Below are 25,697 nucleotides of genomic sequence, written 5' to 3'. Positions count from 1 at the left end.
CGCGCCGGCGTGGATCTCCGCAGGTCAGGAACGGTTCGCAGGGCCGGTGGAGGGCAGGGTTTCGAGGGTCTCGGCGAGCCACTGCACCCAGAAGGCCTCCAGCCCGATGCCGGCCCTCAGCACCGCGTGCTGGAGCCGGTTCTCGCCGTCCGCCCGATCGGCCGGGAAGTCGCGCCGCTCGATCTCCCGATAGTCGGCCAACTGCTCCCGGTGCAGGGCCAGATGGCGCTCCAGCTCGGCCGCCAGCCCGTCCGTGCCGACCACCGCGGCCGCCCGCAGCCGCAGCAGCAGCGGTTCCCGGACGGCGCGCGGCGCGGCGCCCTCGGCGGTCCAGCGGGCCAGTTCGGCGCGGCCCTCCGGCAGGACCTCGTACTCCTTCTTCTGCCCACGCACCGGCCCCTCCGACTGGAGGGCCCGGATCTGTCCGGAGGCCTCCAGCCGGCCCAGTTCGCGGTAGATCTGCTGGTGGGTGGCGGGCCAGAAGAAGCCGATCGACCTGTCGAACCGCCTGGTCAGTTCCAGCCCCGAGGACGGCTTCTCCAGCAGGGCGGTGAGGATGGCGTGCGGCAGCGACATGCCGTCGATCGTACGGGGACCGCCGCGGGCGACGGGCCGGGCTCAGCCCCGGGCGGGCGCGGCGGCGTGCCGGGCGAGCACGGCGCGCAGCCGGTCGGGGTCGGCGGTGCCACGCTTGGGCAGGACGGTCAGGCAGGAGTTGTTCCTGTCACCGCTCAGCAGGACGAACAGCCCCGGGGTCTCCACGTAGTACGGCGCCGCCTGCCACGTCAGGGTGCTGCTGGACTGGCGGTTGGCCACGGTCACGCCGGCCACGTCCACGGTGGCGCTGTACTCGCCCTTGCCGGCGGCCAGCCGGTGGAACTGGCTCGCCTGGAGCCGGGGCATCCCCAGGACCAGGAACAGGACGGCGACCAGCATGGCGATCAGCGACGTGTCGACAGCCTCTTCGGTGGAGATCTGGACCGCGGCGGTGAGCAGGCAGCCCACGGCGATCACGTACATGGCACCCGGTTGCGCCGGCCCGCGCGGCTCGCCCGGGCGCGGGCGGCGAGGGCCTCCCGGAAGTCGTCCACCGTCAGCGTGTACGCCAACTCGACCTGCTCGTCCATCCGCCCGTTCCCCCGCGATCCGCTCCGTGATCCGCTCCGTGACCTGCGGATACTAGCAACAGCGGGCGGGCGGAGCGCGAGTGGTTTCCGGCCGGCGGCCCGCACCGCGTGGTGAGGGCCGCCGGTCGGGGTGCGCGGGGGCTCAGATGGCCGCGGCCAGCTCGGTGCCCTGCTTGATGGCGCGCTTGGCGTCCAGTTCGGCGGCCACGTCGGCGCCGCCGATCAGGTGCACCGGCAGGCCGCGCTCGCGCAGCGCCTCGTGCAGGTCGCGGCGCGGCTCCTGGCCGGTGCAGAGCACGACGGTGTCCACGGGCAGCAGTTGGCGCTCGCCGTCCACGGTGATGTGCAGGCCGGCGTCGTCGATCAGGTCGTACGTGACGCCGGGGACCATCACCACGCCGCGGTGCTTGAGCTCGGTACGGTGGATCCAGCCGGTGGTCTTGCCGAGGCCGGCACCGACCTTGCCGGTCTTGCGCTGGAGCAGGTGCACGCTGCGCGGGGGCTTCGGCCGCTCCGGGGCGCGCAGGCCGCCGCGCTCGCGGTACTCCGGGTCGATGCCCCACTTGGCCTGGAACACGGGCGGGTTGAGGCTCGCGGCGTCGCCCGGGTCGGTGAGGAACTCGGCCACGTCGAAGCCGATGCCGCCCGCGCCGAGGATGGCGACCCGTTCGCCGACCGGCGCGCCGTCGCGCAGCACGTCGAGGTAGCCGAGCACGCTGGGGTGGTCGATTCCCGGGATGTCGGCGGGGGTTCGCGGGGTGACGCCGGTGGCGAGGACGATCTCGTCGTGGCCCTGCTCGGCCAGCTGATCGGCGGTGACGGTCGCGCCGAGCCGCAGCGTGACGGCCAACTCGGCCAGCCGGGTGCGGAAGTAGCGCAGCGTCTCGTCGAACTCCTCCTTGCCGGGGATGCGCCGGGCGATGTTCAGCTGCCCGCCGATCGCCTCGGCGGCGTCGTACAGGGTGACGTCGTGACCGCGTTCGGCGGCGGAGACGGCGAAGGCGAGGCCGGCCGGGCCCGCCCCGACGACGCCGATCCGCTTGCGCAACTGGGTCGCACCGAGGACGAGTTCGGTCTCGTGGCAGGCGCGCGGGTTGACCAGGCAGGAGGTGATCCGGAGGCTGAAGGTGTGGTCGAGGCAGGCCTGGTTGCAGCCGATGCAGGTGTTGATGGCCTCGGCGCGGCCGTCCCGGGCCTTGGCGACGAAGTCGGCGTCGGCGAGCAGCGGCCGGGCCATCGAGACCAGGTCGGCGCTGCCCTCGGCGAGCAACTGCTCGGCGATCTCGGGAGTGTTGATGCGGTTGGTGGCGACCAGCGGGATGCCGACCTCGCCCATCACCTTCTTCGTCACCCAGGCGAAGGCGCCGCGCGGCACCGAGGTGGCGATGGTGGGGATGCGGGCCTCGTGCCAGCCGATGCCGCTGTTGATGATGGTCGCCCCGGCGGCCTCGACGGCCTGAGCGAGCTGCACGACCTCGTCCAGGGTGGAGCCGCCCGGCACCAGGTCGAGCATGGAGAGGCGGTAGACGATGACGAAGTCCTCGCCGACCCGCTCGCGGACCCGGCGGACGATCTCCACCGGGAAGCGCATCCGCCGCTCGTACGCACCACCCCACTCGTCCTCGCGGTGGTTGGTCGCGGCGACGATGAACTCGTTGATCAGGTAGCCCTCGGAGCCCATGATCTCGACGCCGTCGTACCCGGCGCGGCGGGCGAGTTCGGCGCAGCGGGCGAAGTCCTCGATGGTCTGCTCGACCTGCTCGGCGGTGAGCTCGTTGGGCACGAAGGGGCTGATCGGGGCCTGGATCGGGCTGGGGGCGACCAGGTCGCGGTGGTAGGCGTAGCGGCCGAAGTGCAGGATCTGGAGGGCGATCCGCCCGCCGGCGGCGTGCACCGCGTCGGTGACCACCCGGTGCCTGTCGGCCTCCTCCTCGGTGGTCAGCATCGCGCCGCCCTCCCAGGGACGCCCGGCCTCGTTGGGGGCGATGCCGCCGGTGACGATCAGGCCGACGCCGCCGCGGGCCCGCTCGGCGTAGAAGGCGGCCATCCGCTCGTAGCCGCCGGGGGCCTCCTCCAGGCCGACGTGCATCGAGCCCATGATCACGCGGTTGGGCAGGGTGGTGAAGCCGAGGTCGAGCGGGCTGAGCAGGTGCGGGTAGCGGCTGCTGCCGGGGTGGGCGCTCATCGACGTCTCCTGGGGCGCGGTCCGGGGGCGGTTGTTACCGCAGAGTAGGGGACGTGCGACCGAATATGCAACTAGTTGCATAAGGAGCGGGGGCCTCCGGCCGGGGCGTCTCCGGATGGGCGAGAACCCTGCGCCCGGGCCCGGCCGTCGGCGTATCGTCGTGTCCCGGACAGCGCGTGCTCGGGAGAGGAGCAACCGTGCGGGGTGGCTCGGTGGCCGTGGTCGGGGGCAGCATCGCCGGGAGCGCGTTCGCCGGCGCCGCCGCCCGGCTCGGCGCGGAACGGGTGGTCGTGCTGGAACGCAGCCCCGGCCGGCTGGAGGACCGCGGCGTGGGGCTGTGCACCCACGACGACCGCTTCGACGAACTGGTCCGGGCCGGACACCTCGACGCGGACACCCGCCGCCACCGCCTCACCGTCCGCCGCTGGGTCACCCGGAGCGCGGCCGGCGAGGGAGACGGACCGGACGGCTGCGGGCGACTGCTCTGGGCCCAGCCCTTCCCGTTCCACTCGCACCACTGGGGCGTGCTATGGCAGGCGCTGCGCGAACGGGCGCCCGAGCAGGTCGAGTTCCGGCTGGGCACCACCGTGACGGCCGTCGGCAACGGGCAGGGCGGCGCCTGGGCCGAGCAGGCCGGCGGCGGCCGCGAGGCGTACGACCTGGTGATCGGCGCCGACGGCTACCGCTCGGTGGTCCGCGCCGCCGTCTGCCCGCAGGCCGAGCCCGAGTACGCCGGGTACGTGTGCTGGCGCGGCAGCTACGACGCCGCCCTGCTGGCCGAGCTGCCCGGCGGTGCGGCGCCCTGGCCGCAGGAGCAGTGCATCACCGCCTGCTACCCCGGCGGCCAGGTGGTGATCTACCGCATCCCCGGGGTCGATCCCGGCCGCACCCAGGTGAACTGGGTCTTCTACGCCCCCACCCCCGCCTGGCTGCGGCTGGACGGCCCGACCAGCATCCCGGCGGGCAGCCTCACCGGCCCGCAGCTGGACGAGCTGCGGCAGCTGGCGGAGCGGCACCTGCCGCCGTACTGGGCCGCCCTGGTCACGCTGACCCCGCGCGAACGGACCTTCCTGCAGCCGATCTACGACCTGGCGGCCCCGCGCCGCACGGCCGGCCGGCTGCTGATCGGCGGGGACGCGGCCACCGTGGTGCGCCCGCACAACACCAGCGGCGTGGTGAAGGCGATGCAGGACGCGCACGCCTTCGAACTGGCGGGGCGCGAGGCCGGCTCCTGGCCTGCGCTGCTGGCCGCCTACGACCGTGAACGGACGGCGGCCGGGCGGGAGTTGGTGGAGCTGGGCCGCACCCTCGGCCGGGCCCAGGTCACCGACGCGCCGGACTGGTCAGGGATGGACGAGCCGGGCATGACCGCCTGGTGGCGGCAACAGCTCACCGGCGGCGGGGGTTTCGGCGGCCAGGCGCGCGGCCGCACCGGCCGAGCGCCTGGCGAGACCGCCGAAACCCCGTCGACTCGCGCCGGGCGACCGGATCCCGACGACGATCAGACGTTGACGCCGTAGTCCGTCGCGATGCCGCGCAGGCCGGAGGCGTAGCCCTGGCCGATGGCGCGGAACTTCCACTCGTTGCCGTTGCGGTACAGCTCACCGAAGACCATCGCGGTCTCGGTCGAGGCGTCCTCGGTCAGGTCGTAGCGCGCGATCTCCAGGCCGTTGGCCTGGTTGACGATCCGGATGAACGCGTTGCGCACCTGGCCGAAGTTCTGCAGCCGGGCGTCGGCGTCGTAGATCGACACCGGGAAGACCACCTTGGCCACGTCGGCCGGGACGCGGTCCAGGTCGACCTTGATCTGCTCGTCGTCCCCGTCTCCGCCGCCGGTCAGGTTGTCGCCGCTGTGCTCGACCGAACCCTCGGGGCTGCGCAGGTTGTTGAAGAAGACGAAGTGCTGGTCCGAGACCACCTTGCCCAGCGCGTTGCACAGCAGCGCACTGGCGTCCAGGTCGTAGTCGGCCCCGGTGGTGGTGCGCACGTCCCAGCCGAGACCGACGATCACGGCGCTCAGACCGGGCGCCTCCTTGCTCAGCGAGACGTTGCCGCCCTTGGCCAGCGAAACTCCCACAATGCCCTCCTCTGATCTCTCCCTGTGGACGAATCTACAACACTGTAGAGATCACGAGAATCCGCCGGGAGTCGGGCCCGCCCCGGGAATTTCTCCGGGTCGCACTCGGGAACCGAATGCGGGGGGCGCACACGGGGGCCGCACGCGGGAGACGCAGACGGGCGGCGCAGGCTCACTGGACGGCGTCGATCTCGATCCGCAGCGCGCCGTTCTCCGCCAGCGCCCGGCGGCCCCAGTCCAGCAGCAGGCCCAGCACCTCGCGTTCGCCCGCCGGGAGCCGGGCCACGTCCACCCGCTCGATCTCCCGGACCAGCGCGGCCATCGACGGCTGCCTGATGCGGCTGCTGAAGTCGAGGTCCGGCTCGTGCCGGGCGAGGGTGGGCAGGCTCCGCTCGCCGAGGCGCCGCAGGACGGCCCGCAGCGCGCCGCCGTCGGCGTAGGCCTCCAGCCGCCCGGTCTGCGGCGCCGGGCCCGCCTTGCGGCCCGTCCTCGCCTTCACGGGCACCCGGTACAGGCCGAGGACGTACTCGTCCTCCGTCACCTCGTCGTCCGGCCCGCACGGCCGCAGGCCGCCCGCTGTGCTTCGCATGGCGAGCACCCTAAGCGCCGACCGCCCTAAACTGGCAGTGGATTTCCCCTCGTCACAGGCCCTGTCGCCGGAGGTTCCGATGCGCCAGCGGTACAGCTTCCACCTCGACCGGGGCGGGCACTCGGTGACCGTCAACGTCCGGTCCGGCTGGATCACCGAGACCGAGCTGCTGGTCGACGGCAAGGAGTGCGCCTTCCACCGGGTCCACGGACACGGCGACTACCCGCTGACCCTCGCCGCCCAGGTCGCCGAGGAGCCGCCGAAGCCCCTCGCGGTCCGGCTGGACCGCACCGGCCTGGCCGAGCACCCGCTCTCCTGCGTCCTGGAGCTGTCCGGCGCCGAACACGCGATGCCCGAGCACACGGCGCGCTGAGGCCCTCCGTTCGGGTGGTTTGCCCACGAATGCCGGAAAACCTTACGATCCCGGGTCGGACCCCCACGACGAATGCCGCCGCATGACCTCCCCCGCGACCCCCAGCACCTTCGACGACCTGCTGCGCGAGGTGATGACCGGCGCCGAACGCTTCGGCCACCCCCAGCACGTCCGGCTGACCTGGCTCGCCGTACGCCGCCACGGCGCCACCGCCGCCCTCGACCTGGTCGGCGAGGGCATCCGGCGCACCGCCACCAAGGCCGGCGCGCCGCAGAAGTTCCACGTCACCATGACCCGGGCCTGGGTCGAGCTGGTGGCCCGGCACACCGGCACCCGGCACACCGAGGACGCCGCGGACTTCGACGCGTTCACGGCCCGCCACCCCGAGCTGCTCGACAAGAACCTGCTCGCCCGTCACTACCGTCCGCAGACGCTCGCGAGCGAGCAGGCCCGGACCGCCTGGGTGGAGCCGGACCTCGCCCCCTTCCCCGGGGCCGCCTCCTGAGGCGTCAGCCCTCCTGACACCTCAGCCCTCCTGCGACGTCAGCCCTCCAGCCCGTCCCCGAGGTACTCCACCACGATCTCCTCGACCGCCTTCCGGGCCCGCTCGGCGTCCTCCGCGACCAGCCCGAGCCTGGTGCGGCGGTCGAGCACGTCGGCGGCGTCCAGCGCGCCCTCGTGGGTGACGGCGTAGGCGACCTCGGCGCGGGTCACGTCCAGGTCCTCCGCGATCGGCGTCAACTCCCCCGCCGCCAGCACCTCGTGGGCCGCACCGCCGTGGCGGGCGAGCAGCGAGGCGGGCACCTGCCCGGCGGACAGCAGGCGGCTCTCCCGGTGGCCGGGGGCGCCGATCAGCGGCAGCCGGGCCGTCCAGCAGGCGCGGGCGGACAGGCCGCGCAGCCGGACGGCGGCGTCCACCGCGTCCTCGGCCATCCGGCGGTAGGTGGTGAGCTTGCCGCCGACCACGGTGATCACCCCGTTCGGGCTCTCCAGCACCGCGTGCTCGCGGGAGATGTCCGCGGTGCTGCCGTCCCCGGTGTCGATCAGCGGGCGCAGCCCGGCGTAGGCGCCGCGTACGTCCGCCCTGGTCAGGGCGGTGGCGAGGGCGGCGTTGACGGTGTCGAGGAGGAAGGAGAGCTCGGCCTCGGTGGGCTGCGGCTCGTCCGGGATCGGGCCCGGGGCGTCCTCGTCGGTCAGCCCGATCGCGACCCGGCCGAGCTGCTGCGGCAGGGCGAAGACGAACCGGCTGGTGGAGCCGGGCACCGGCACGGTGAGGGCGGCGGTCGGGTTGCCGAGCGCCTGCGCGTCCACCAGCAGGTGGGTGCCGCGGCTGGGCCGGAGCCTGATCGAGGTGTCCACGTCGCCCGCCCAGACGCCGGTGGCGTTGATGACCGCGCCCGCGGTGACGGTCAGCTCCTGGCCGGTCAGCGTGTCCACCAGCCGGGCCGAGGTGCCGGTGACCTGCTCGGCGCGCACCCTGGTCAGCACGCTCGCCCCGTACTGCGCGGCGGTGCGGGCCAGGGCGACCACCAGCCGTGCGTCGTCCACGAGTTGGCCGTCGTGGGCGACCAGCGCGCCGCGCAGCCCGTCCGTCCGCACGCCCGGCACCAGCCGGCGGGTCCGGTCGGCGTCGACCCGGCGGACCCGGGGCAGCAGGGCACCCGGCGTCCCGGCGCTGAGCCGCAGCGCGTCCCCGGCGTGGAAGCCCGTGCGGATCAGCGTGGCCTGGCCCGGGCGCAGCAGGTCCGGGAGCAGCGGCACCAGTTGGGGCAGTGCCCGGATCAGGTGCGGGGCGGTGCGGGTCATCAGCACGCCGCGCTCGACGGCGCTCTCCCGGGCCACCTTGATCCGCCCGGAGGCGAGGTAGCGCAGGCCGCCGTGCACCAGCTTGGAGCTCCAGCGGCTCGTGCCGAAGGCCAGGTCGCGGGCCTCGACGAGCACCGTGCGCAGGCCGCGCGAGGCGGCGTCCAGGGCCACTCCGGCGCCGGTGACGCCGCCGCCGACGACCAGGAGGTCGATCCGGGCGTCGTCGCCGAGCGCTTCGAGTTCCAGCTTCCGTCGGACGGCGTCGAGCCGGCCGGTGCCCGCGTACGGGCCTGCGGTGGGGGTCATGGCGCGAGGTATCCGTTCAGCGCTCTGGCCAGTTCGCGCCGCCAGGCCGCCTCGGGCAGCAGGGAGGCGATCATGCGGTGCGACTGGACGGTGGACTGGGCGATCAGCAGGACCATGGCGGCCAGTTCGAGCGGCTCGCCGGCCCGGATCGAGCCGTGCGCCTGGCCCTGCTCGATGCCGGTGCGCAGCGCCTCCAGCAGGCCGCGCTGGCTGGTACCGAGCCGCTCGACGACGTACTGGAGCAGCAGGTCGGAGTCGTCGGAGTGCAGCAGCGCGCCGAGCACCGGATGGTCGCGCAGCCGGACGGCGATCTCCACGACCCGCTCGACGAGGGTCTCCCTGTCGTGGACGTCCAGCCCGGCGCCCTCCAGGGTGGTCAGGATCTCCCGGGTGAGCAGCGCGCCGATCACCGCCCGGACGTCCGGCCAGCGGCGGTAGACGGTCGGGCGGCTGACCCCGGCGCGGCGGGCGATCTCGGACAACTGGGTCCGGCGCACGCCGAGGTGGACGATCAGGTCGGCGGCGGCGTCCAGGATCGCATCGTCGATGCTGCGCTCCCCGGGCGTCGGGGACGGGGTCTGGGGCTCGGCGTTACTACTTGACATGATGTGTGAAACTGTAACGCATGGCACCTGAGACGCAAGCGGGACCGGCCGGCGCCGCACTTCCGCTCCCCCCGATGAAGTGGAACGCCTGGGGCGACCCGGCCCTGGCCAAGGAGCTGTCCGCCGACATCAAGGGACTGCTCGCCGCCGCCCTCGGCGTCACCGGCGACGCCGCCCCCGGGCCAAGCGCCGACGAGGTCGTGCTGCGCCCGTCCCGGATCTCCGCCGAGGACCTCAAGGCGCTGGCCGCCGCCGTCGGCGAGGCGCACGTCAGCGCCGCCGACGCCGACCGGCTGCCGCGCGCCGGCGGCAAGTCCACCCCCGACCTGCTGCGCCGCCGCAGCCGCGAGGCGCAGGACGCGCCCGACGCCGTCGTGCTGCCCGGCGACGAGCAGGAGATCGCCGCCGTCCTCGCGGTGTGCGCCGAACGCCGCATCGCCGTCGTGCCGTTCGGCGGCGGCACCAGCGTCGTCGGCGGCCTCGACCCCGAGCGCGGTGCCTTCGACTCCGTCATCTCACTCGACCTGCGCCGCTTCGACCAGCTGCTCGACCTGGACGAGACCTCCGGCGAGGCCGTCCTCGGCGCGGGCCTCACCGGCCCGTCCGCGGAGAAACTGCTCGCCGAACGCGGCTGGGAGCTCGGCCACTACCCGCAGAGCTTCCGCTACGCCACCATCGGCGGCTTCGCGGCCACCCGCTCCTCCGGCCAGGACTCCGCCGGGTACGGGCGCTTCGACGAGATGGTGCGCGGGCTGCGCGTCGTCACCCCCGCCGGGGTGCTCGACCTCGGCCGCGCCCCCGCCTCCGCCGCCGGCCCCGACCTGCGCCAGCTCTTCCTCGGCTCCGAGGGCACCCTCGGCGTGATCACCGCCGTCCGGCTGCGCGTCCACCCGCTGCCCGCCGTCAAGGCGTACGAGGCGTGGAGCTTCCCCGACTTCGCCACCGGCACGGCCGCGCTGCGCGCCGTCGAGCAGCAGGGCACCGGCCCCACCGTGATCCGGCTCTCCGACGAGGCCGAGACCATGATCAACCTGGCCATGACCGAGCAGATCGGCGGCGCCCCTGCGGTCAGCGGCTGCCTGGCCGTCACCGTCTTCGAGGGCAGCGCCGCCCAGGTCGCCGCCCGGCAGCAGCTCACCCGCGACGCCCTGCTCGCCGCCGGCGGCACCTCGCTCGGAGAGGCCCCCGCCCGGGCCTGGGAACACGGCCGGTTCAACGCCCCCTACCTGCGCGACTCGCTGCTCAGCGCGGGCGCGCTGTGCGAGACCCTGGAGACCGCGACCGACTGGAGCCGGCTGCCGGCCCTGCGCACCGCCGTCACCGAGGCGCTCACCGGGGCCCTGCCCGGCGCCCTCGTGCTCTGCCACATCTCGCACGTCTACCCGACCGGCGCCTCGCTCTACTTCACCGTCGTCGCCGCCCTCGGCGAGGACCCGCTCACCCGCTGGGGCGTCGCCAAGCGCGCCGCCGGGGACGCCATCCTCGGCGCGGGCGGCACCATCAGCCACCACCACGCCGTCGGCGCCGACCACCGGCCCTGGATGACCGAGGAGGTCGGCGAGCTGGGCGTGCGCATCCTGCGCGCCGTCAAGGCCGAACTCGACCCGGCGGGCATCCTCAACCCGGGCAAGTTGATTCCATGAACGAGGTGAGAACCGTCCGCAGGGTCGCCGTTCTCACCAACCCGGCGGCGGGCGTCGGCCACGCCGAGCCCGCCGCCCACCGGGCCACCGCCCGGCTGCGGGCCCTCGGCACCCAGGTCGAACCGCACGCCGGGCGCTCCCCCGAGGACGCCGTCCGCCTCGCCCGCGAGGCGGCGGCCGACGGGGTGGACGCGGTGGCCGTGGTCGGCGGCGACGGCATGATCAACCTCGCCCTCCAGGCCCTGGCCGGCACGCCCGTCCCGCTCGGCGTGATACCGGCCGGCACCGGCAACGACCACGCCCGCGAGTACGGCCTTCCGCTCGGCGACCCCGAGGCCGCCGCCGACGTCATCGCCGCCGGGCGCACCCACAGCGTCGACCTCGGCCGGATCACCGGCCCGGACGGGGCCGTCCGCTGGTACGGCTCCGTCCTCGCCACCGGTTTCGATTCCCTGGTCAGTGACCGCGCCAACCGGTTGCGCTGGCCGCGCGGCCGGATGCGCTACAACCTCGCCATCGCCGTCGAGTTCGCCAACCTGCGCCCGCTGCCGTTCCGCATCACCCTCGCCGACGGCACCGTCATCGAACGCGACCTGACCCTGGCCGCCGTCGGCAACACCCGCAGCTACGGCGGCGGCATGCTGATCTGCCCGACCGCTCTTCCCGACGACGGCCTGCTCGACGTCACCCTCGTCGACGCCATGCCCCGGCTGCGCATCGCCCGGTTCTTCCCCACCCTCTTCAAGGGCACCCACGTCACCCACCCGGAGGTCACCACGCTGCGCACGGAGTCCCTGCGGATCGAGTCCCCCGGCATCACCGCTTACGCCGACGGGGAGTTCATCACCTCGCTCCCGGTGGACGTCTCGGTGGTCAGGGACGCCCTGCGGGTGCTGGTGCCCTGAGCCGCCGGCGCCGTGGTCCGGTCCGCCGGAACGACGGAGGTCCGCGCACTCCGGAGAGTGCGCGGACCTCGGGGCCGTGTGGAGCGCACAGCCGCCTAGTAGCCCAGGTCGAACTGGTACCGAGCCTCGGTCACATTGCCGGCGAGGTACAGGTTGCCGTCCGAGTCGAGGATCGCGACGATCTGCTTGGTGTCGCCGTGGTAGGTCGTGAAGTAGAACTTGTTCTTCGCGTGGTCCACTTCCACGTTCGTGTTGATCGACAGCTCGATGCTGTCCGGACCGCTGATGAGCAGGTCCCTCTTCGGCGAGGTCGGGTAGACCTGGTTCTGCCGCAGCTTGACGCGACCGTGCCAGTCGCCTTCCGTCCAGTTGTCCGCTTCGCCGAGGTCGATGTCAGGCATGGAGGTCCTCCCCTTCGCCTGCGGGGAGCCCGCCAGGGCACACCCGCTCTTCTCCAGTGGAAACAACTTCGCTGCCAGGTGAAACACTTGGTCACCTGACGGAGAGTCCGCACACTCCGGGGAGCGCACGGGCCCGGTACCGCACCGGGCGCTCCGCTCCGGCCACCACGCCGGGGAGGAGCGACCGGATCCACCCGTCCTAGTAGGTCAGGTTCGTCTGGCCCGTGATCAGCCGGCCGGCGACGGTCAGGTTGCCGTCGGAGTCCAGCACCGCGAGCATCTTCCTCGTGCTGCCGTGGTAGGTGGTGAAGTAGAACTTGTTCGCCTCCTGGCTGGTGGACAGGTTCGTGTTCACCACCAGCTCGATGCTCTCCGGGCCGCTAATGAGCACGTCCTTCTTCCTCGGCTCGTTCAGGTAGGTCTGGTTCTGCCGCAGCTTGACGCGACCGTTCCAGTCGCCGGTCTTCACGTCGGACGCTTCGCCGAGGTCGATGTCAGGCATGGAGGCCCTCCCCCTTCGATCCCGCGGGGAGCCCGCCAGGGCACGCCCGCACTCCAGTGGAAACAACTTCGCTGCCAGGTGAGGCACTTGGCCACCTGACGGAGGGTCCGCGCACTCCGGTGAGCGCACGGGCCCGGGTACCGCACCGCTCGAAGACGGGGCCTAGTAGGTCAGCTTCCCCTGGCCCGTGAACACCTGGCCGGCGATGGACAGGTTGCCGTCGGAGTCCAGCACGGCGACGATCTTCTTCACGCCGCCGCGGTAGGTCGTGAAGTAGAACTTGTCCGACTCCTGGCTGACGCTGAGGTTCGTGTTCACCGACAGCTCGATGCTCACCGGCGAGGTGACGAGCACGTCCTTCTTGGCCGCGGACTGACCAATCCGGTTCTGCTCCAGCTTGACGCGGGCGTGCGTGTCGCCCACCGCCCAGTCCGTCGCCAGGCCGAGGTCGATGTCAGGCATGGAGGCCCTCCCCCTTCGATGCCGCGGGGAGCCCGCCAGGGCACGCCCGCACTCCAGTGGAAACAACTTCGGTGTCAGGTGGCGCACTTGACCGCCTGAACCGATCGGAAATCTACACAGCTCAGCCACGGAACCGGAACGTCCGGTTCGAAAAATTTCCGAACCGGTCAAAAACGAACAACATTTGACCGAATTTGCCGACATGGAGGCACAGAGTTGATCGCAAGCCCCGCGCGCATCCACGCCGAGACGCCAAATACCGCTGTTCGATGGATATGTGACGTTTGATCACTTGATGGGCGAGACCCGTCGAGCAACCGGGTGACTCGACGGCGGGCGGTCCGGTAGCCTGCGGGCATGTCGAGCCCTGAGGCATCCAGGGTGGGGGCTTTCGGTCACGCACCGTCAGCCCCCTGAGCCCCGGAGAGCCTGGAACCACCGAGGTCCGAGCGAGCGCCGCGCCTGCGCCGCCCGGGGGTTGAGCGTGCGGTGACGAGACGTCCCGTCCTCGTTCCCTCCGCCCTCTTCGGAGCTTCTCGATGCCCCTCCCCCTCTATCTGCTCGCCCTGGCCGTGTTCGCCATGGGCACCTCGGAGTTCATGCTCGCCGGGCTGCTGCCCGGCCTCGCCGCCGACCTCGGCGTCACCGTCGGTACGGCCGGCGGGCTGACCTCGGCCTTCGCGGTCGGGATGGCCGTCGGCGCGCCGCTGATGGCCGCGCTCGCCCGTAGTCGGCCGGGGCGCGGCAGCCTGCTCGGGTTCGTCCTGGCGTTCGCCGCGGCGCACGCCGTCGGGGCGCTCACCGCGAGCTTCCCGGTGCTGCTCGTGACCAGGGTGGTCGCCGCGCTCGCCGACGCCGGGTTCCTGGCGGTGGCCCTGACCACCGCCGCCGCACTCGTCCCCGCGGACCGGAAGGGGCGGGCGATCGCCGTGCTGCTGTCGGGCACGACGGTGGCGACGGTCGCAGGCGTCCCCGGCGGGGCGGTGCTGGGCGCGCTGTTCGGGTGGCGCGCCGCTTTCTGGGCCGTCGCGCTGCTCTGCCTGCCCGCCGTCGGCCTCGCCAAGGGCCTGCCGGCCGTCGCCACTTCGACCGACCGGTCCTCAACGACGGCCCTGCGCTCGGAGATCGCCGAGCTGCGCCGACCGCGGCTGCTCCGCGCGATGGTGCTCGCGGCGCTGGTGAACGCGGCGACCTTCGGCGGCTTCACCTTCCTCGCCCCCGTGGTGACCGGCCGCGCCGGGCTGGGCGAGCCGTGGGTGCCGGCCGCGCTGGTGCTGTTCGGCGCCGGGTCGTTCGCCGGGGTCACCGCCGCCGGACGGCTCGCGGACCGGCGCCCCGGCCTGGTCCTCGCCGTCGGCGGCCCGCTGCTGCTGGTGGGCTGGCCCGCCCTGGCCGTCCTCGCGGACGCACCGGGCGCGCTGCTGCCGCTGGTGTTCCTGCTGGGTGCACTGTCCTTCGCGGTCGGCGGCACGCTGATCACCCGGGTGCTGTACGAGGCGGCGGGCGCCCCCACCCTGGCGGGCGCCTACGCGACCGCCTCGCTCAACCTCGGCGCCACCGCAGGACCGTTGCTCGCCGCCGCCACCCTCGGCACGGCGGCCGGCGACCTCGGCCCGTTCTTCGCCGGGGGCCTGCTGGTCGCGGCGGCGCTGCTGGTGGCGACGGTCCGGCCGCGGGTCGCCTGAGCCGCAGCCGGCAATCGGCAGTCGGCAGTCGGCAGTCGGCAGTCGGCAGTCGGCAAGGGACGGTTGGCGGCTCGTGGGGACCGGCGAGAAGCCGGCCGTTCACACCCCGCGCGTTGCCGTCACCCGCCCGTCCGCGATCGCCGCCACCAGCTCGCCGTGGTCCGCCACCGTACGGTCCGCGTAGCGCAGGGCGAAGTCGGCGACGGCCTCGGCGAAGGTGTCCGCGCTGCCGAGGTAGCCGGCGATGGCCAGGCGGTCGCCGGTGCGGGCGTGGGCGCGGGCGAGGGTGCGGCCGCAGAGGTCGGCGTAGGCGCACAGGCCGGAGGGGGTGAGGTCGGCGATGTCCGTCGAGCCCTTCATGTCGCGCAGTTGGCGGCCGTAGTAGTGCCGCCCGGCGGGGCCGGTGGTCCAGCCGAGGAAGATGTCGCTGGCGGCCTGCATCAGGTGCTGCCCGGTGACCACCCGGCGGCCGCCGTGGTGGACGGCCACCTCGGCGTCCACCCGCACCGGCGGCAGGTGTTCCTCCAGCACCGACCGGCCGGCCTCCTTCAGTTGGATGAAGAGCGGGTCGCGGCCGTCCCGGCCTTCCAGCAGCACGATGTAGCAGCGGGTGCCGACACTGCCCACGCCGACCACCTTGGTCGCCGCGTCGACGAAGCGGTAGCGGTCCATCAGCACCCGGCGGTCCTCCGCGAGGGTCGACCGGTAGTCGCTGAACACCTTGCCGATGGCGCGCAGTTCGGTCGGTTTCAACGGTTCGATCAGCGGCGGTGCGCTGATGATCCGGCGCTGCCCGTCCCGTTCCTCGGTGAGCTTGCCGAAGGCCTGCAGGCTGGTGCGGCGCCGGGCGCGGGCGAGGCCTGCCTCGGCCTGCCTGCGCTGTCCCGGCTTGCGCAGCAGCGCCGGCAGGTCGACGGTGTCCACCCGGTCGTACCAGACCTCGAGTTCGCCCATCCCGGCCAGTCGCCGCATGCCGCCCGCGTACGCCCGGACGGCGGCGAGCGCGGCCCGGCGCACCCGGCGCTCGTCCTGGCCGTTGTCCCGGGCGGCGACGGCAACGCTGGCGGCGAGCCGTTTGACGTCCCATTCGAAGGGGCCGGGGAAGGTCTCGTCGAAGTCGTTGACGTCGAAGAGCAGCGCGCGCTCCGGCGAGGCGTACACGCCGAAGTTCAACAGGTGGGCGTCGCCGCAGAGCTGGACGGTGAGGCCGGTGTCGGGGAGGGCCCCGAGGTCGGCCGCCAGTACGGCGGCGGCGCCGCGCAGGTAGGCGAACGGGCTCTCCGCCATCCGCCCGTAGCGGATCGGCAGCAGCCGGGCGACCCGGTCCTCTCCCTGCCGTTCCAGCACGCCGAGCGGGTCGGGGCGGTCGGTGGCGGGGATCCACCGGCCGTGGGCGGAGCGGGAGATGCGCTCCCGGGCGGCCCGGCCGCGCCGGCGGCGTTCGGCGGGGGTGGTCATGCGGCGGCTCCGTCCGTCGGCGGGTCCTTCTTCCCGCGACGGTAGGACAGGAGTGCCGGAGGGCGCAGCACACGCCCTCCGGCGCTGCGCCGTCCGGGTGAACCGGGCGGCTCGGAACCGGCCGGATCGCCGGACAGCGGGCAGCGGATCACCGGACAGCGGACTCACCACACGGCGGACTCACCGCACGGTGAAGTCCGCCATCATCGCCATGTCCTCGTGCTCCAGGTTGTGGCAGTGCAGCATGTACGCCCCCGCGTAGTCGGTGAAGCGCACCAGCACCTCCACCGCCTCGGCCGGGCGCAGGTCCACGGTGTCCTTCCACCCCGCGTCGTACGGGCCCGGGTCCGCGCCGTTTCGGCCGATCACCTGGAAGTGGTCCAGGTGGACGTGCACCGGGTGGTGCAGGTCGGTGGAGAAGCGCCAGCGCTCGACCGCGCCGAGGGCGGGCGTGGCGATGCTCCGGCCGGGCCGGTACGGGCGGCCGTTGACGGTCCAGCCGTCGCCGCGACTGCGCCGGAAGGTGAAGTCGCGGGTGGTGACGACGGCGGAGGCGTCCAGGGCCTCGACGGCGGCGAGCCGGTCGGGCACCGTCGCGTCGTCGGTCAGCTGCTTCGCGGTGACGTCGAAGCGCATCACCTCGGCGGTCCGGCCGCTGCCGAAGCGGTTGACCAGCCGGACCCGGGTGCCGGGCGCGTAGCGGGAGAAGTCGACCACAACGTCGAAGCGTTCGGCGGGCGCGATCTCGATCCCGTCGTGCCGGATCGGGGCGGCGAGCAGGCCGCCGTCGGAGCCGATCTGGACCAGCGCACCACCGCCGGCCGGCTGCGGGTCCAACTCCAGCCGGTAGAGCCGGGCGTTGGAGGCGTTGAGCAGCCGCAGCCGGTAGCGGACCCGGTCGACGTCCAGCCGCGGCCAGGGCGCGCCGTTGACCAGGATCACGTCGCCGAGCACGCCGTTGGCGTAGGCGTCGGTGACGCCCGGCTCGGCGAGCCTGGGGTCGACGGCGGGGTAGCGGAAGGAGCCGTCGGCGGCGAAGGAGCGGTCGGCGATCATCAGCGGCAGGTCCCGCTCGCCGCGCGGCAGCGGCAGCGCGGCCTCCTCGTCGTCGTGCACGAGGTGGAAGCCGGCCAGTCCGCGCCAGACGCCGGGGCCGGTGAAACCCATCCGGTGGTCGTGGTACCAGAGGGTGGCGGCGCGTTGCATGCCGGGATAGGTGTACGTGCGCTCGCCGACGGCGGTGCGGGCCGCCGCATGGTCCATGCCCGCCATGCCTGCCATGCCCGACATGGCATGGGCTGCGTCCGCCGACGACCCCACCGGTAGCAGCAGGTCCACCGGGTAGCCGTCGCTGTCCGCCGGGGTGTGCCCGCCGTGCAGGTGCGTCACCGAGGGCACCGGCAGCTCGTTGCGGTGCTTGACCACCGCCGCCCGCCCGGTGCGGGTGACCACGGTCGGCCCCGGGAAGCTGCCCCCGTACGTCCAGGCCTCGGTCCTCACCCCGGGCAGGATCTCCAACGTGGCGGTCCGCTGGGTGATCTCGTAGTAGTCGCTGGTCCCGTCGTTGCGCACCGGTGACAGCACGGCCGGCACCGGCAGAGGGGCCCGGAAGGCCTCCGGCAGGTCGAGTTCGCTGCTCAGCAGCCGCCCGGGGCGGCCCTCGGCCAGCAGCCGGGCGGCGGAGGGGACGGCGACGGCGGCCAGGGCGCCCGCGCCGAGGACGGAGGCGCCGATGCCCAGGAACCGGCGCCGGTTCACCGGGGCACCTCCACCGGCCCACTGGGGCGCGGCAGCCGTCCGGTGCCGTCCGGACCGCCGGCGGCCAGTGCGTCCCGGACCGGCAGCGGCATCCGCCAGGCGCCGACCAGGCCGAACAGCACGCCGCTGACCAGCAGCACGCCGAGCGTGACGTGCACGCCGAGCGCCCGGGCGTAGCCGGCGGTGATCTGGCCGACGACGGCGACGGTGAGCAGGGCCGTGGTCCACAGCGGCCAGAGCGGGCCCCGGCCGGGCCGCCGGACGGCGACGGCCACCGCCAGCTGGACAACCACCACGGTGGCCAGCATCATCGCGTTGCCCTCGTGGTCCTTCAGGGAGTCGTAGGTGCCGTTCAGGAAGCTGCCGGCCAGCATGACCTGGAGCAGCGACAGCAGGGCCAGCAGGGTGGTGGAGGTGCGCAGCAGAATCAGCGGCCAGCGGGGGGCGGGGGCGGCAGGAGGACTGCTCATGTCGGGCTACTCTCTGCGTCGACGGTCGAGCGGGGCGGGCGAGAGCGTAGCTGATCCGACATCATGATCAGCCCAAATAAAGATTGTTGGACCAATCGATGGTCCCGGTGATCCCCGCTTGAGGCACCGTTCTCACGCGAAGGAGGCGTGCCCTTGAGTCATCCTCAAGGGCACGCCTCCCCGGCCCGTCGCAGCCCGCCGCTGCCGCGGCCCCCTACTGCCGCGCCGTGCCCAGCGCCGCCGGCCGGGTCCGCAGCAGCGCCCGGGCCGGCAGCCCGGTCGCCCCGAGGCAGAGCAGCACGGCTCCGGCGGCCAGCGGCACGGCGAGCATCGGCGGCACGTACGGGGTGGAGTTGGCCACCCCCCGGGCGACCGGCACCAGCGTGACCCCGGCGATCACCGCGCCGACCGCCAGCCCGGTCGCGGCCACCAGCAGCGCCTCCCAGCGCATCATGCCGCGCACCTGGCGCCGGGTGGTGCCGGCCAGCCGCAGCAGCGCGACCTCGCGGCGCCGGTCCAGCACCGTCATCACCAGGGTGTTGGCGGCGCTGACGGCGGCGAACCCGCCGAGCACCGCGGCCATCACGGTGTTGGCCCAGCCGCTGATCTCCAGGTCCTTGTCGGCCTGGGCGACGAACCCGGCCCGGTCGGTCACCGCGGCCCCGGCGAGCCTGCCCAGCCCGGCGGCCACCGCCGCCGGGTCGGCGCCCGGCGCGTCGGCGACCAGCACCTGGCTGTCGTACCCGGCCGTGACGTGCGCGGCCACCGCGGCCCGGGGCAGCAGTGCCTGGCCGACGCCAAGCCCGCGGTCGTACACCGCGACCACGGCGGGCCGCACGGCGGTGCCGTCGCCGAGCCAGAGCGGCACCCGGTCGCCGACCTCGGCGCCGAGGGAGTCGGCCAGGGTGGAGCTCAGCGCGATGGTGTCGGGGGCGCGGCCGAGGTCGGCCAGCGCGCCGCTGCGCACGCCCAGGTCGATCACCTTGGGCAGCCGGGCCGGGTCACCGTCCACCCCGAGGACGGGGGCGGAGCCCAGCTGCATGCCGTTCCTGTAGATCACTCCGGTGCGCAGCACGCCGACGGCGGTGTCCACGCCGGGCACCCCGGCCGCCCGCTCGGCCGTCCCGGCGGGCAGGCCGGGGCCGGTGGCGCCGACCACGTGGTCGGCGGTGACGCCGGCCCGGACGTTCTCGCCGGTAGTGTGGCGCACGGTGGTCTGCAGGATCAGCAGGGTGCCGCAGAAGGCGGTGACCAGGACGATCGGGGTGATCGCGGAAGCCAGCCGACGGGCGTTGGCACGGGCGTTGTCGGCGGCCAGCGAGCCGGGCGCGCCGCCGGCCCGCAGCGGGGCGCCGAGCACCGCGGCGGCGCCCCGGGCCAGCCAGGGGCCGAGCAGGGCGACGGCCATCATGAAGCACATCACGACGCCGAGCGCGGTCTGGGCGGCCTTGGTGCCGTCCAGGGCGGTGGCGACGGCGCCGGTCACGACGCCGCCGGCGGTGAAGACCAGCCCGAAAACGGTGCGCACCTTGCCCGGGGGAGCCGGTTCGACGGCGGCCTCGCCAAGCGCCTGGGCGGCCCGCATCCGGGACGGCCGGCGGGCGGCCAGGAAGCCGGCGGTCAACGCGGCGAGGGTGCAGACGAGGACGGCGGCCAGCATCGGCAGCGGGCCGACGTCCAGACGGACGTCCGCGGGGACGGCGCCGCGCTCGACCAGCTGGCCGAACCACCAGCGGGCGAGGGCCAGTCCGGGCAGGATGCCGAGCGCCGCGGCGAGCGGCGCGACCAGCATCGCCTCGGCGGCGATGGTGCGGCGGATCTGGCGCGGGGTGGCGCCGATGGCGCGCAGCAGGGCGAACTCGCGGGCGCGCTGGCCGGTCGCGAGGGCGACGGTGCTCATCACCACGAAGATCGCGGTCATGGTGGCGTAGCCGCCGAAGCTTCCGCCGAGGGCCATCAGCATGGTGCGGGCATCACCCAGAGCCGGGTACTCGACCTCGCCCCGGGCGTCCCCGGTGAAGGTCCTGGCGTCGCCGCCGACGGCCTGGCGGACCTGTGCGGCCAGCGCGGCGGCGCTCACGCCCTCGCGGGGCTGCACGGCGATGGCGTCGATCCGGCCGGGGTGGCCGGAGAGGCGGTCGGCGGTGACGTCGGCGAACCACGCGGTGGGGCCGGCCTGCTGGGCGGCGGCCAGACCGGAGACCCGGTAGTTCGCGGTGCCGCCGGGCGCGGTGAGCGCGAGGCTCGCGCCAGGCGCGAGATGGGCTGCACGCGCCGTGTCGGCGTCCAGCACCACCTCGTTCACGCCGGGCGCGCGGCCCTCCAGCAGCCGGTCGCCCGGCCCGGCGATGCCGAGCGCGGCGAAGCCCCGGCCGGTCAGGGTCGGCGCCTGCCCGGTGGCGGGCAGCGGGAAGGCGGTGTCCGGCCGGGCGGCCGCGACGCCGGGCAGCGCGGCCAGTCGGCCGACCAGCGCGGCGTCCGTTCGGGCCCGCTCCGGGGTGGCCTGTTCCTCGGTCTCGGTGTCCTCGCCGATCTTCTGCTGGATCTTCACCGTCTGGTCGGCCGCGACCACCACCGGGGCGGCGGCGTACCGGTCGGGTTCGACGCTCGCCGTCAGGCCGGTCTGCAGCAGCACCCCGCAGGCCACCGTCACGGCGGCGCCCAGCAGCAGGGCGACCAGGGTGCCCACGAAGGACGCGGGCCGGAAGCGCACCGAGGAGCGCGCGAGTCCGTTCGTCATGCCGCCACTCCCACCGGGCGGGCGGTCAGCGCGACCATCCGGTCCGCGACGGCCTGCGGGCTCGGGTGCGGCAGGTCGTCCACGATCGCACCGCCGGCCAGGAACAGCACCCGGTCGGCGAAGGAGGCCGCCACCGGGTCGTGGGTCACCATCACCACGGTCGCGCCGAGCGAGTCCACGGCCCGGCGCAGCAGGGCCAGCACCTCGTGCGCGGTGCGGGTGTCCAGCGCGCCGGTCGGCTCGTCGGCGAACACCACGTCGGGGCGGGTGATCAGCGCGCGGGCGATCGCCACCCGCTGCTGCTGCCCGCCGGACAGCTGGCCGGGCCGCCGCCGGGCGTGCTCGCCGAGGCCCACCTGCTCCAGCAACTCCCGCGCCCGGGCACGGTCCTGGCGCTCCCCGGCGAGGCGCTGCGGGAGCAGGACGTTCTGCTCGACGGTCAGCGAGGGCAGCAGGTTGAAGGACTGGAAGACGAAGCCGATCCGGCTGCGGCGCAGCTTGGTGAGCCGGTTCTCGCTCAGCGCGGTGATGTCCTCGCCGCCGAGCCGGACCTGCCCGGAGTCCGGGCGGTCCAGGCCCGCCGCGCACTGGAGGAAGGTGGACTTGCCGGAGCCGGACGGGCCCATCACCGCGGTGAAGCTGCCGTGGCCGAGCGCCAGGTCGATCCCGCGCAGCGCCTGCACCGTCGCCTCGCCGCGCCCGTAGGTGCGGCGCACCCCGCGCAGCTCGACCGCCGGAGTCGCCTGCCGGGCGGCGCCGCCCGGGGCCGTGCCGTGAACGTCGGTGCCGTACGTGCCGGTGCCGTACACGTCGGTGCCATACGTGCCGGTGCCGTACGCATCGGTGCCGTACACGTCGGTGCCGTACACGTCGGTCCTGCGGCGGTCTTGGCGGCGTGCCATGGATGGGCCTTCCCTCGGTTCTTCGTCGCTCGTCGTCGACGTGCTCCAACCTAGGAAGGACGGGCCCCGCGAACCATGCAGGTCACCGGCGGACCGTGGGTGGGGTTATCCCCCCACCGGTTCGGCGGGAATCCCCAGGTAGGCGGCGCGCAGCTCGGCGAGCACCGGGTGGCCGGGGTCGAAGGCGGTGCCGTCCACGGCCGCCAGCGGCCGCACCCCGACGCCCGCGTTCACCGCGAAGGCGGCGGTGAAGCGGCCCAGCCCGGCGGCGGGCAGCGGCTCGCGGGACTGCGGGCCCCAGTACGCGCCCGACAGCAGGGCCTCGGTCACCCCGGGCAGGCTCGGGCCCTGCGGCCAGACCAGCTCGTCCCCGGCCAGGAAGCCGGCGTTCCAGGTCGCGCCCTCGACCACCAGGCCGTCCTCGTCGACCAGCAACACGTCGTCGTAGCCCGCGAGTTGGGCCTGCCGACGGTGGTGCACCAGGCCGAACAGGCCGACGTGCTTCACCTCCGGCAGCTCCCGCCGGTACGCCACGGTGCGGACCCTCAGCGGGGCAGGCGCGGCCGCCGCGGCCGGTCGGGTGGTCACCAGCAGGACGGGTGCGGCCGGGGCGGCGGGACGCTCCAGGCCGAGCGCCGGGTCGTACACGGTCACCCGGACGATCACCGGCGCACCGTCGGCGGGCAGCACCGCGCCGATCCGCTCCCGCACCACCGCCCGGTCCAGCTCGGCACCGAACAGCACCCGGCAGTCCCGGACCAGCCGGTCCAGGTGCAGCGCCAGACCGCGCACCCGGCCCGCCTCGGCGCGCAGGGTGGTGAAGTGCCCGTAGTTGAGCAGCCCCAGCGCGGCCAGCCGCGCCGGGTCGGCGGGGGCGCCGTCGATCTCGATCTCAGCCATCCCCCGAGTCTGCCAGCTGCGGGGACGGCGGCGAGGACGGCGGCGGGGCGGGGTCCGGCAGCGGCACCGGGCGGTACGGGCTGACCATCCGCCGGCCCGCCGTCCGGGCCGCCCGCTCGAACTCCTCGATCCGGTACGCCAAGCCCTCCGGCTCCCCCGCGTCCGACCAGCGCCACGCCTCCGCCCACCACTGCGGGCCGCGCACCAGCGGCCGGCCGGCCAGCGCCAGGTACAGGGCCAGCGTGGAGCGGGCGTACTCGTGCACCCAGCCGTCGCAGCCCCGGTAGTCCGCCGTCTCGTCCAGCCGCAGCCAGCGGCCCTCCTGCCCGGCGGTCAGTATCGGCACCCAGCCGCGCAGCCGGTCGGCGACCAGCAGGAACAGCCGGCCGTTCTCCTCCCGCACCCGGTGCAGCGGGAGCTGCGGCATCCGGGCGAAGGACAGCGAACGCTTCCAGCCCACCACCCACAGGCCCCGGCGCAGGTAGTAGCGGACCGCCGGCTGCCATGACCAGTGCGCCTCCAGCCGGAATCCCGGCAGGCCCTCGGCGGTGGCCGCCGCGTACACCTCGTCCAGCGCGGCGGCGGCCAGCCCCCGGCCTCGCGCGGCCGGGGTCACGTAGAGGGAGGAGACGGCGAGCTGGCTCGGGCCCTTGGTCCAGTTATCCACCGCGACGGTGCCCACCACGGCACCGGCGTCGTCCTGGATCCAGTAGCGCCGCCGGTACAGCTCCCCGCCCGGCCACTCCCGACCGCTCTCCCCCAGCCGCTCCCGCCACCCGCGCTCCGCCTGCGGCGCCAGCCCGTCCGGGTCCACCGGCTCGCCCAGCTCGCCCTCCACCAGGGACGCCAAGTCCCAGAGCGCGAACCGCCGTTCCTCCCCCGGCCCGGCCGCCCGCAGCCGCGGCCCCGCCGCCAGCCGGTCCTGCGCCCGCTCCACCGCCGCACCCCACGACCTCAGCACACGGCGAGGATAGCGGGGAGGCCGGGACGACCAGTAATCCACCGACCACCGAACGTCAGACCGGACGTCGACCGCCTTCACGGGCATTCCGGGGTGTGTCGAGCGTGGCCGATATTGATCCGCGGTGTCCTGAAGCCGAGTCGCCGCCTTGGCGATCTACGCTGTCACCGTTACCCATGAGTTTCAACGGCTCGGCGCCCCGGGGGGAAGCCTCGAAGCGTTCCCAGGTCCCCGGATCGCTCCGGCCGCCTGTAGAGGGGACAGTGCGATGGATGCTGACATCCGGACCAGGGCCGCACTCGAGGAACACTGGCGGGCGTCGGAACGTGGGGATACCGAAGCCGAGCACGCCATCTACGCTGCGGACGCGATCCTCGACTACCCCCAGTCAGGTGAACGGTTCCGTGGCCGCGCGACGATTTCAGCGCAACGTGGCGGGCACCCTGCCAGTCGGCACTTCACCGTCCACCGGATCGTCGGCAGTGGGGATCTGTGGGTGAGCGAGTGTGTCATCACGTACGACGGGGTGCCCACCCATTCGGTGAGCATCATGGAATTCGCCCACGGGCGTGTGGTGCACGAGACGCAGTACTTCGCGGACGCCTTCGGTGCGCCCGAATGGCGGACAGCACTCGCGGAGCCGATGCCGGGCAGGGACATCGCCGGGGCCTGACCCGAAACCGGCTTCGATCGTTCATGAGCCCGTGACAGCTTGCCGACGCGGGCTCCGGGCTCTTGCGAATGCGTGTGTCCTGCCCTGTGGGTGGGGCGCGGCCCGAGTGCCGGCCTGGGGAGGCGCAGCCGCCTCCGGCTCCTGGCCGACTAGCGGCCGCGGGGGTCTTTGCGTGGGTGCCCTTGAGGTACTGCCCGCGCTGGGGCGGCCTCGGCGTCCCCGGGTTTCCAGGGTGTGGTCGTCGTGGTGCGGTAGAACTCGGCTGCCGTGACGGTGGCGGGGACGCCGAGTTCGGCGGCGACCGCGGTGATCGCGCTGTCGCCGACCGCGAGGTCGGCCTGGCCGTCGGTGGTGTAATACGGTGCGACGAACGTCTCGTAGTGGGCTCGGACTTCGTCTGTGGTCTGTCCGCCGAGGAACGTCCGCATGTACCGCACCGCGGTGTCGGGGTCGTTGTGGATCACCCGCAGGGCGCGCCGGTTGGCTCGTACGACGGCCTGGACCGCGGGGTCGTCCGGGGAGATGTAGGTGGGGTCCACGGCCACGCCGACGGTGGGGATCCGGAAGTGGTCGCCGACCCAGGCCAGCACCTGCCAGCCGTGCTCGGCGGCTACCGCCTCCGGCGCCATGGTGCTGCCGACGTAGGCGGCGTCGATGCTGCCGTCGCGCAGCCCGCGCAGGTCCAGGCCGTAGTCGCCGGGATGGCGGACGACGGTGTGGACGTCGCGGTCCGGGTCGAGGCCTGCCCCGCGCAGCACGATCCGGGCGAAGCACCCGGGTGGGTCCTGGGGGCCGTGTACCGCCAGCCGTCGGCCGGCGAGGTCGGCCAGGGAGGTCAGGCCGTGACGGGCGAGGAACCAGAACAGCGGTCGGTGGGTGTGGACATCGAGTGCGACCCAGGGGGTGCCGTTGATCAGTCGGGACAGCAGTGCCCGGCCGAGCCCGATGGTGGCGCAGCGGCGCAACCGCTCATCGTCCCAGGAGATGCCGTCGCGCAACGCGACATGGACGCCCTCGTCGGCGTAGTAACCCTGCTGGTCGGCGATGTAGGCGACCAACTCCTCGTGCAGGCCCCGCCCGACATGGGCGAGATCGATCGTACACACCGAGCTCTCCTTCGGTCCTGTCCCCGCCGTGCCGTCCCGCACGGAGTGCGGCGCCGGAACGGC

General features: G+C 73.9%; 25 protein-coding genes. 7 read left to right on the top strand and 18 right to left on the bottom strand.

Features of this window, described 5'->3' with window-relative positions; translation table 11 throughout:
- Positions 1-24: 24 nt before the first annotated feature.
- From ACIRRH_RS26125 to ACIRRH_RS26115, 3 genes are all read right to left on the bottom strand, one after another.
- Positions 25-576 carry a PadR family transcriptional regulator gene (locus ACIRRH_RS26125; protein ID WP_403071969.1) on the bottom strand — a complete coding sequence of 184 codons (552 nt, stop codon included), beginning with the start codon at positions 574-576 and terminating at the stop codon, positions 25-27.
- 42 nt (positions 577-618) lie between these two features.
- Entirely contained in the window at positions 619-1,020 is a 402-nt protein-coding gene (locus tag ACIRRH_RS26120) for a hypothetical protein (RefSeq protein WP_403071966.1), read from the bottom strand.
- Positions 1,021-1,269: 249 nt separating this feature from the next.
- On the bottom strand, positions 1,270-3,312 hold the full coding sequence (locus ACIRRH_RS26115; protein WP_403071963.1) for an FAD-dependent oxidoreductase: 2,043 nt from the start codon (positions 3,310-3,312) through the stop codon (positions 1,270-1,272).
- Between the two features lie 197 nt (positions 3,313-3,509).
- On the opposite strand from ACIRRH_RS26115, the gene ACIRRH_RS26110 reads away from it, so the two are divergent.
- Positions 3,510-4,832, top strand: coding sequence for an FAD-dependent monooxygenase (locus ACIRRH_RS26110; RefSeq protein ID WP_403071960.1), 1,323 nt, complete (start codon positions 3,510-3,512; stop codon positions 4,830-4,832).
- Here the strand turns inward: ACIRRH_RS26110 and ACIRRH_RS26105 are convergent.
- A complete protein-coding gene (locus tag ACIRRH_RS26105) occupies positions 4,814-5,389 on the bottom strand; it encodes a TerD family protein (RefSeq protein WP_049650185.1) in 576 nt (191 codons plus the stop codon). The genes ACIRRH_RS26110 and ACIRRH_RS26105 overlap by 19 nt on opposite strands.
- Before the next feature lie 172 nt (positions 5,390-5,561).
- A complete protein-coding gene (locus ACIRRH_RS26100; RefSeq protein ID WP_403071957.1) occupies positions 5,562-5,978 on the bottom strand; it encodes a hypothetical protein in 417 nt (138 codons plus the stop codon).
- A gap of 79 nt (positions 5,979-6,057) precedes the next feature.
- Between ACIRRH_RS26100 and ACIRRH_RS26095 the strand changes: the two genes are divergently transcribed.
- Positions 6,058-6,351 carry a hypothetical protein gene (locus ACIRRH_RS26095; RefSeq protein WP_403071954.1) on the top strand — a complete coding sequence of 98 codons (294 nt, stop codon included), beginning with the start codon at positions 6,058-6,060 and terminating at the stop codon, positions 6,349-6,351.
- Between the two features lie 82 nt (positions 6,352-6,433).
- Entirely contained in the window at positions 6,434-6,856 is a 423-nt protein-coding gene (locus tag ACIRRH_RS26090) for a hypothetical protein (RefSeq protein ID WP_403071951.1), read from the top strand.
- A 38-nt stretch (positions 6,857-6,894) separates the two neighbouring features.
- Here the strand turns inward: ACIRRH_RS26090 and ACIRRH_RS26085 are convergent, their stop codons facing one another.
- Positions 6,895-8,463: a glycerol-3-phosphate dehydrogenase/oxidase gene (locus ACIRRH_RS26085; protein ID WP_403071948.1), complete on the bottom strand. Its 1,569-nt coding sequence runs from the start codon at positions 8,461-8,463 to the stop codon at positions 6,895-6,897.
- Positions 8,460-9,068 carry a TetR/AcrR family transcriptional regulator gene (locus tag ACIRRH_RS26080; RefSeq protein ID WP_403071945.1) on the bottom strand — a complete coding sequence of 203 codons (609 nt, stop codon included), beginning with the start codon at positions 9,066-9,068 and terminating at the stop codon, positions 8,460-8,462. Before ACIRRH_RS26080 ends, ACIRRH_RS26085 begins: the two co-directional genes overlap by 4 nt.
- Positions 9,069-9,142: 74 nt before the next feature.
- On the opposite strand from ACIRRH_RS26080, the gene ACIRRH_RS26075 reads away from it, so the two are divergent.
- Together ACIRRH_RS26075 and ACIRRH_RS26070 are read left to right on the top strand one after the other, a co-directional pair.
- Positions 9,143-10,711: an FAD-binding oxidoreductase gene (locus ACIRRH_RS26075; protein WP_403071942.1), complete on the top strand. Its 1,569-nt coding sequence runs from the start codon at positions 9,143-9,145 to the stop codon at positions 10,709-10,711.
- On the top strand, positions 10,708-11,616 hold the full coding sequence (locus ACIRRH_RS26070; protein WP_403071939.1) for a diacylglycerol kinase: 909 nt from the start codon (positions 10,708-10,710) through the stop codon (positions 11,614-11,616). Before ACIRRH_RS26075 ends, ACIRRH_RS26070 begins: the two co-directional genes overlap by 4 nt.
- Before the next feature lie 95 nt (positions 11,617-11,711).
- Here ACIRRH_RS26070 and ACIRRH_RS26065 read toward each other — a convergent pair whose 3' ends face one another.
- The 3 genes from ACIRRH_RS26065 to ACIRRH_RS26055 form a co-directional block, all read right to left on the bottom strand.
- Positions 11,712-12,017 (bottom strand): DUF6342 family protein, encoded by a 306-nt coding sequence (locus ACIRRH_RS26065; protein ID WP_403071936.1) that lies wholly within the window; start codon positions 12,015-12,017, stop codon positions 11,712-11,714.
- A 199-nt stretch (positions 12,018-12,216) separates the two neighbouring features.
- On the bottom strand, positions 12,217-12,519 hold the full coding sequence (locus ACIRRH_RS26060; protein WP_403071933.1) for a DUF6342 family protein: 303 nt from the start codon (positions 12,517-12,519) through the stop codon (positions 12,217-12,219).
- A gap of 162 nt (positions 12,520-12,681) precedes the next feature.
- On the bottom strand, positions 12,682-12,981 hold the full coding sequence (locus tag ACIRRH_RS26055) for a DUF6342 family protein (protein ID WP_403071930.1): 300 nt from the start codon (positions 12,979-12,981) through the stop codon (positions 12,682-12,684).
- Between the two features lie 539 nt (positions 12,982-13,520).
- Here ACIRRH_RS26055 and ACIRRH_RS26050 point away from each other — a divergent pair.
- On the top strand, positions 13,521-14,666 hold the full coding sequence (locus ACIRRH_RS26050; RefSeq protein ID WP_403071928.1) for a Cmx/CmrA family chloramphenicol efflux MFS transporter: 1,146 nt from the start codon (positions 13,521-13,523) through the stop codon (positions 14,664-14,666).
- Positions 14,667-14,765: 99 nt separating this feature from the next.
- Here the strand turns inward: ACIRRH_RS26050 and ACIRRH_RS26045 are convergent, their stop codons facing one another.
- From ACIRRH_RS26045 to ACIRRH_RS26015, 7 genes are all read right to left on the bottom strand, one after another.
- Entirely contained in the window at positions 14,766-16,124 is a 1,359-nt protein-coding gene (locus ACIRRH_RS26045; protein WP_403071925.1) for a DUF2252 domain-containing protein, read from the bottom strand.
- 180 nt (positions 16,125-16,304) lie between these two features.
- Entirely contained in the window at positions 16,305-17,882 is a 1,578-nt protein-coding gene (locus ACIRRH_RS26040) for a multicopper oxidase family protein (protein WP_403071922.1), read from the bottom strand.
- On the bottom strand, positions 17,879-18,352 hold the full coding sequence (locus ACIRRH_RS26035; RefSeq protein ID WP_403071919.1) for a hypothetical protein: 474 nt from the start codon (positions 18,350-18,352) through the stop codon (positions 17,879-17,881). Before ACIRRH_RS26035 ends, ACIRRH_RS26040 begins: the two co-directional genes overlap by 4 nt.
- A gap of 214 nt (positions 18,353-18,566) precedes the next feature.
- Positions 18,567-21,092 (bottom strand): FtsX-like permease family protein, encoded by a 2,526-nt coding sequence (locus ACIRRH_RS26030; RefSeq protein ID WP_403071916.1) that lies wholly within the window; start codon positions 21,090-21,092, stop codon positions 18,567-18,569.
- Positions 21,089-21,994 carry an ABC transporter ATP-binding protein gene (locus ACIRRH_RS26025; protein ID WP_403071914.1) on the bottom strand — a complete coding sequence of 302 codons (906 nt, stop codon included), beginning with the start codon at positions 21,992-21,994 and terminating at the stop codon, positions 21,089-21,091. The genes ACIRRH_RS26030 and ACIRRH_RS26025 overlap by 4 nt, the downstream gene beginning before the upstream one ends.
- A gap of 105 nt (positions 21,995-22,099) precedes the next feature.
- Positions 22,100-22,894: an aminotransferase class IV gene (locus tag ACIRRH_RS26020; protein ID WP_403071911.1), complete on the bottom strand. Its 795-nt coding sequence runs from the start codon at positions 22,892-22,894 to the stop codon at positions 22,100-22,102.
- Positions 22,887-23,855 (bottom strand): GNAT family N-acetyltransferase, encoded by a 969-nt coding sequence (locus ACIRRH_RS26015; RefSeq protein ID WP_403071908.1) that lies wholly within the window; start codon positions 23,853-23,855, stop codon positions 22,887-22,889. Before ACIRRH_RS26015 ends, ACIRRH_RS26020 begins: the two co-directional genes overlap by 8 nt.
- Positions 23,856-24,123: 268 nt before the next feature.
- Here ACIRRH_RS26015 and ACIRRH_RS26010 point away from each other — a divergent pair, with 268 nt between their 5' ends.
- Positions 24,124-24,528, top strand: a complete 405-nt coding sequence (locus tag ACIRRH_RS26010) for a nuclear transport factor 2 family protein (RefSeq protein WP_403071905.1) — start codon at positions 24,124-24,126, stop codon at positions 24,526-24,528.
- A 149-nt stretch (positions 24,529-24,677) separates the two neighbouring features.
- Here ACIRRH_RS26010 and ACIRRH_RS26005 read toward each other — a convergent pair whose 3' ends face one another.
- Entirely contained in the window at positions 24,678-25,634 is a 957-nt protein-coding gene (locus tag ACIRRH_RS26005) for an ABC transporter substrate-binding protein (protein ID WP_403071902.1), read from the bottom strand.
- Between the last annotated feature and the right edge of the window lie 63 nt (positions 25,635-25,697).

The sequence above is a fragment of the Kitasatospora sp. NPDC101235 genome, assembly GCF_044767505.1.
Classification (GTDB): Bacteria; Actinomycetota; Actinomycetes; order Streptomycetales; family Streptomycetaceae; genus Kitasatospora.
The sequence above is the reverse complement of the archived record's forward strand: the minus strand, read 5'-3'. Positions and strand labels throughout refer to the sequence as shown.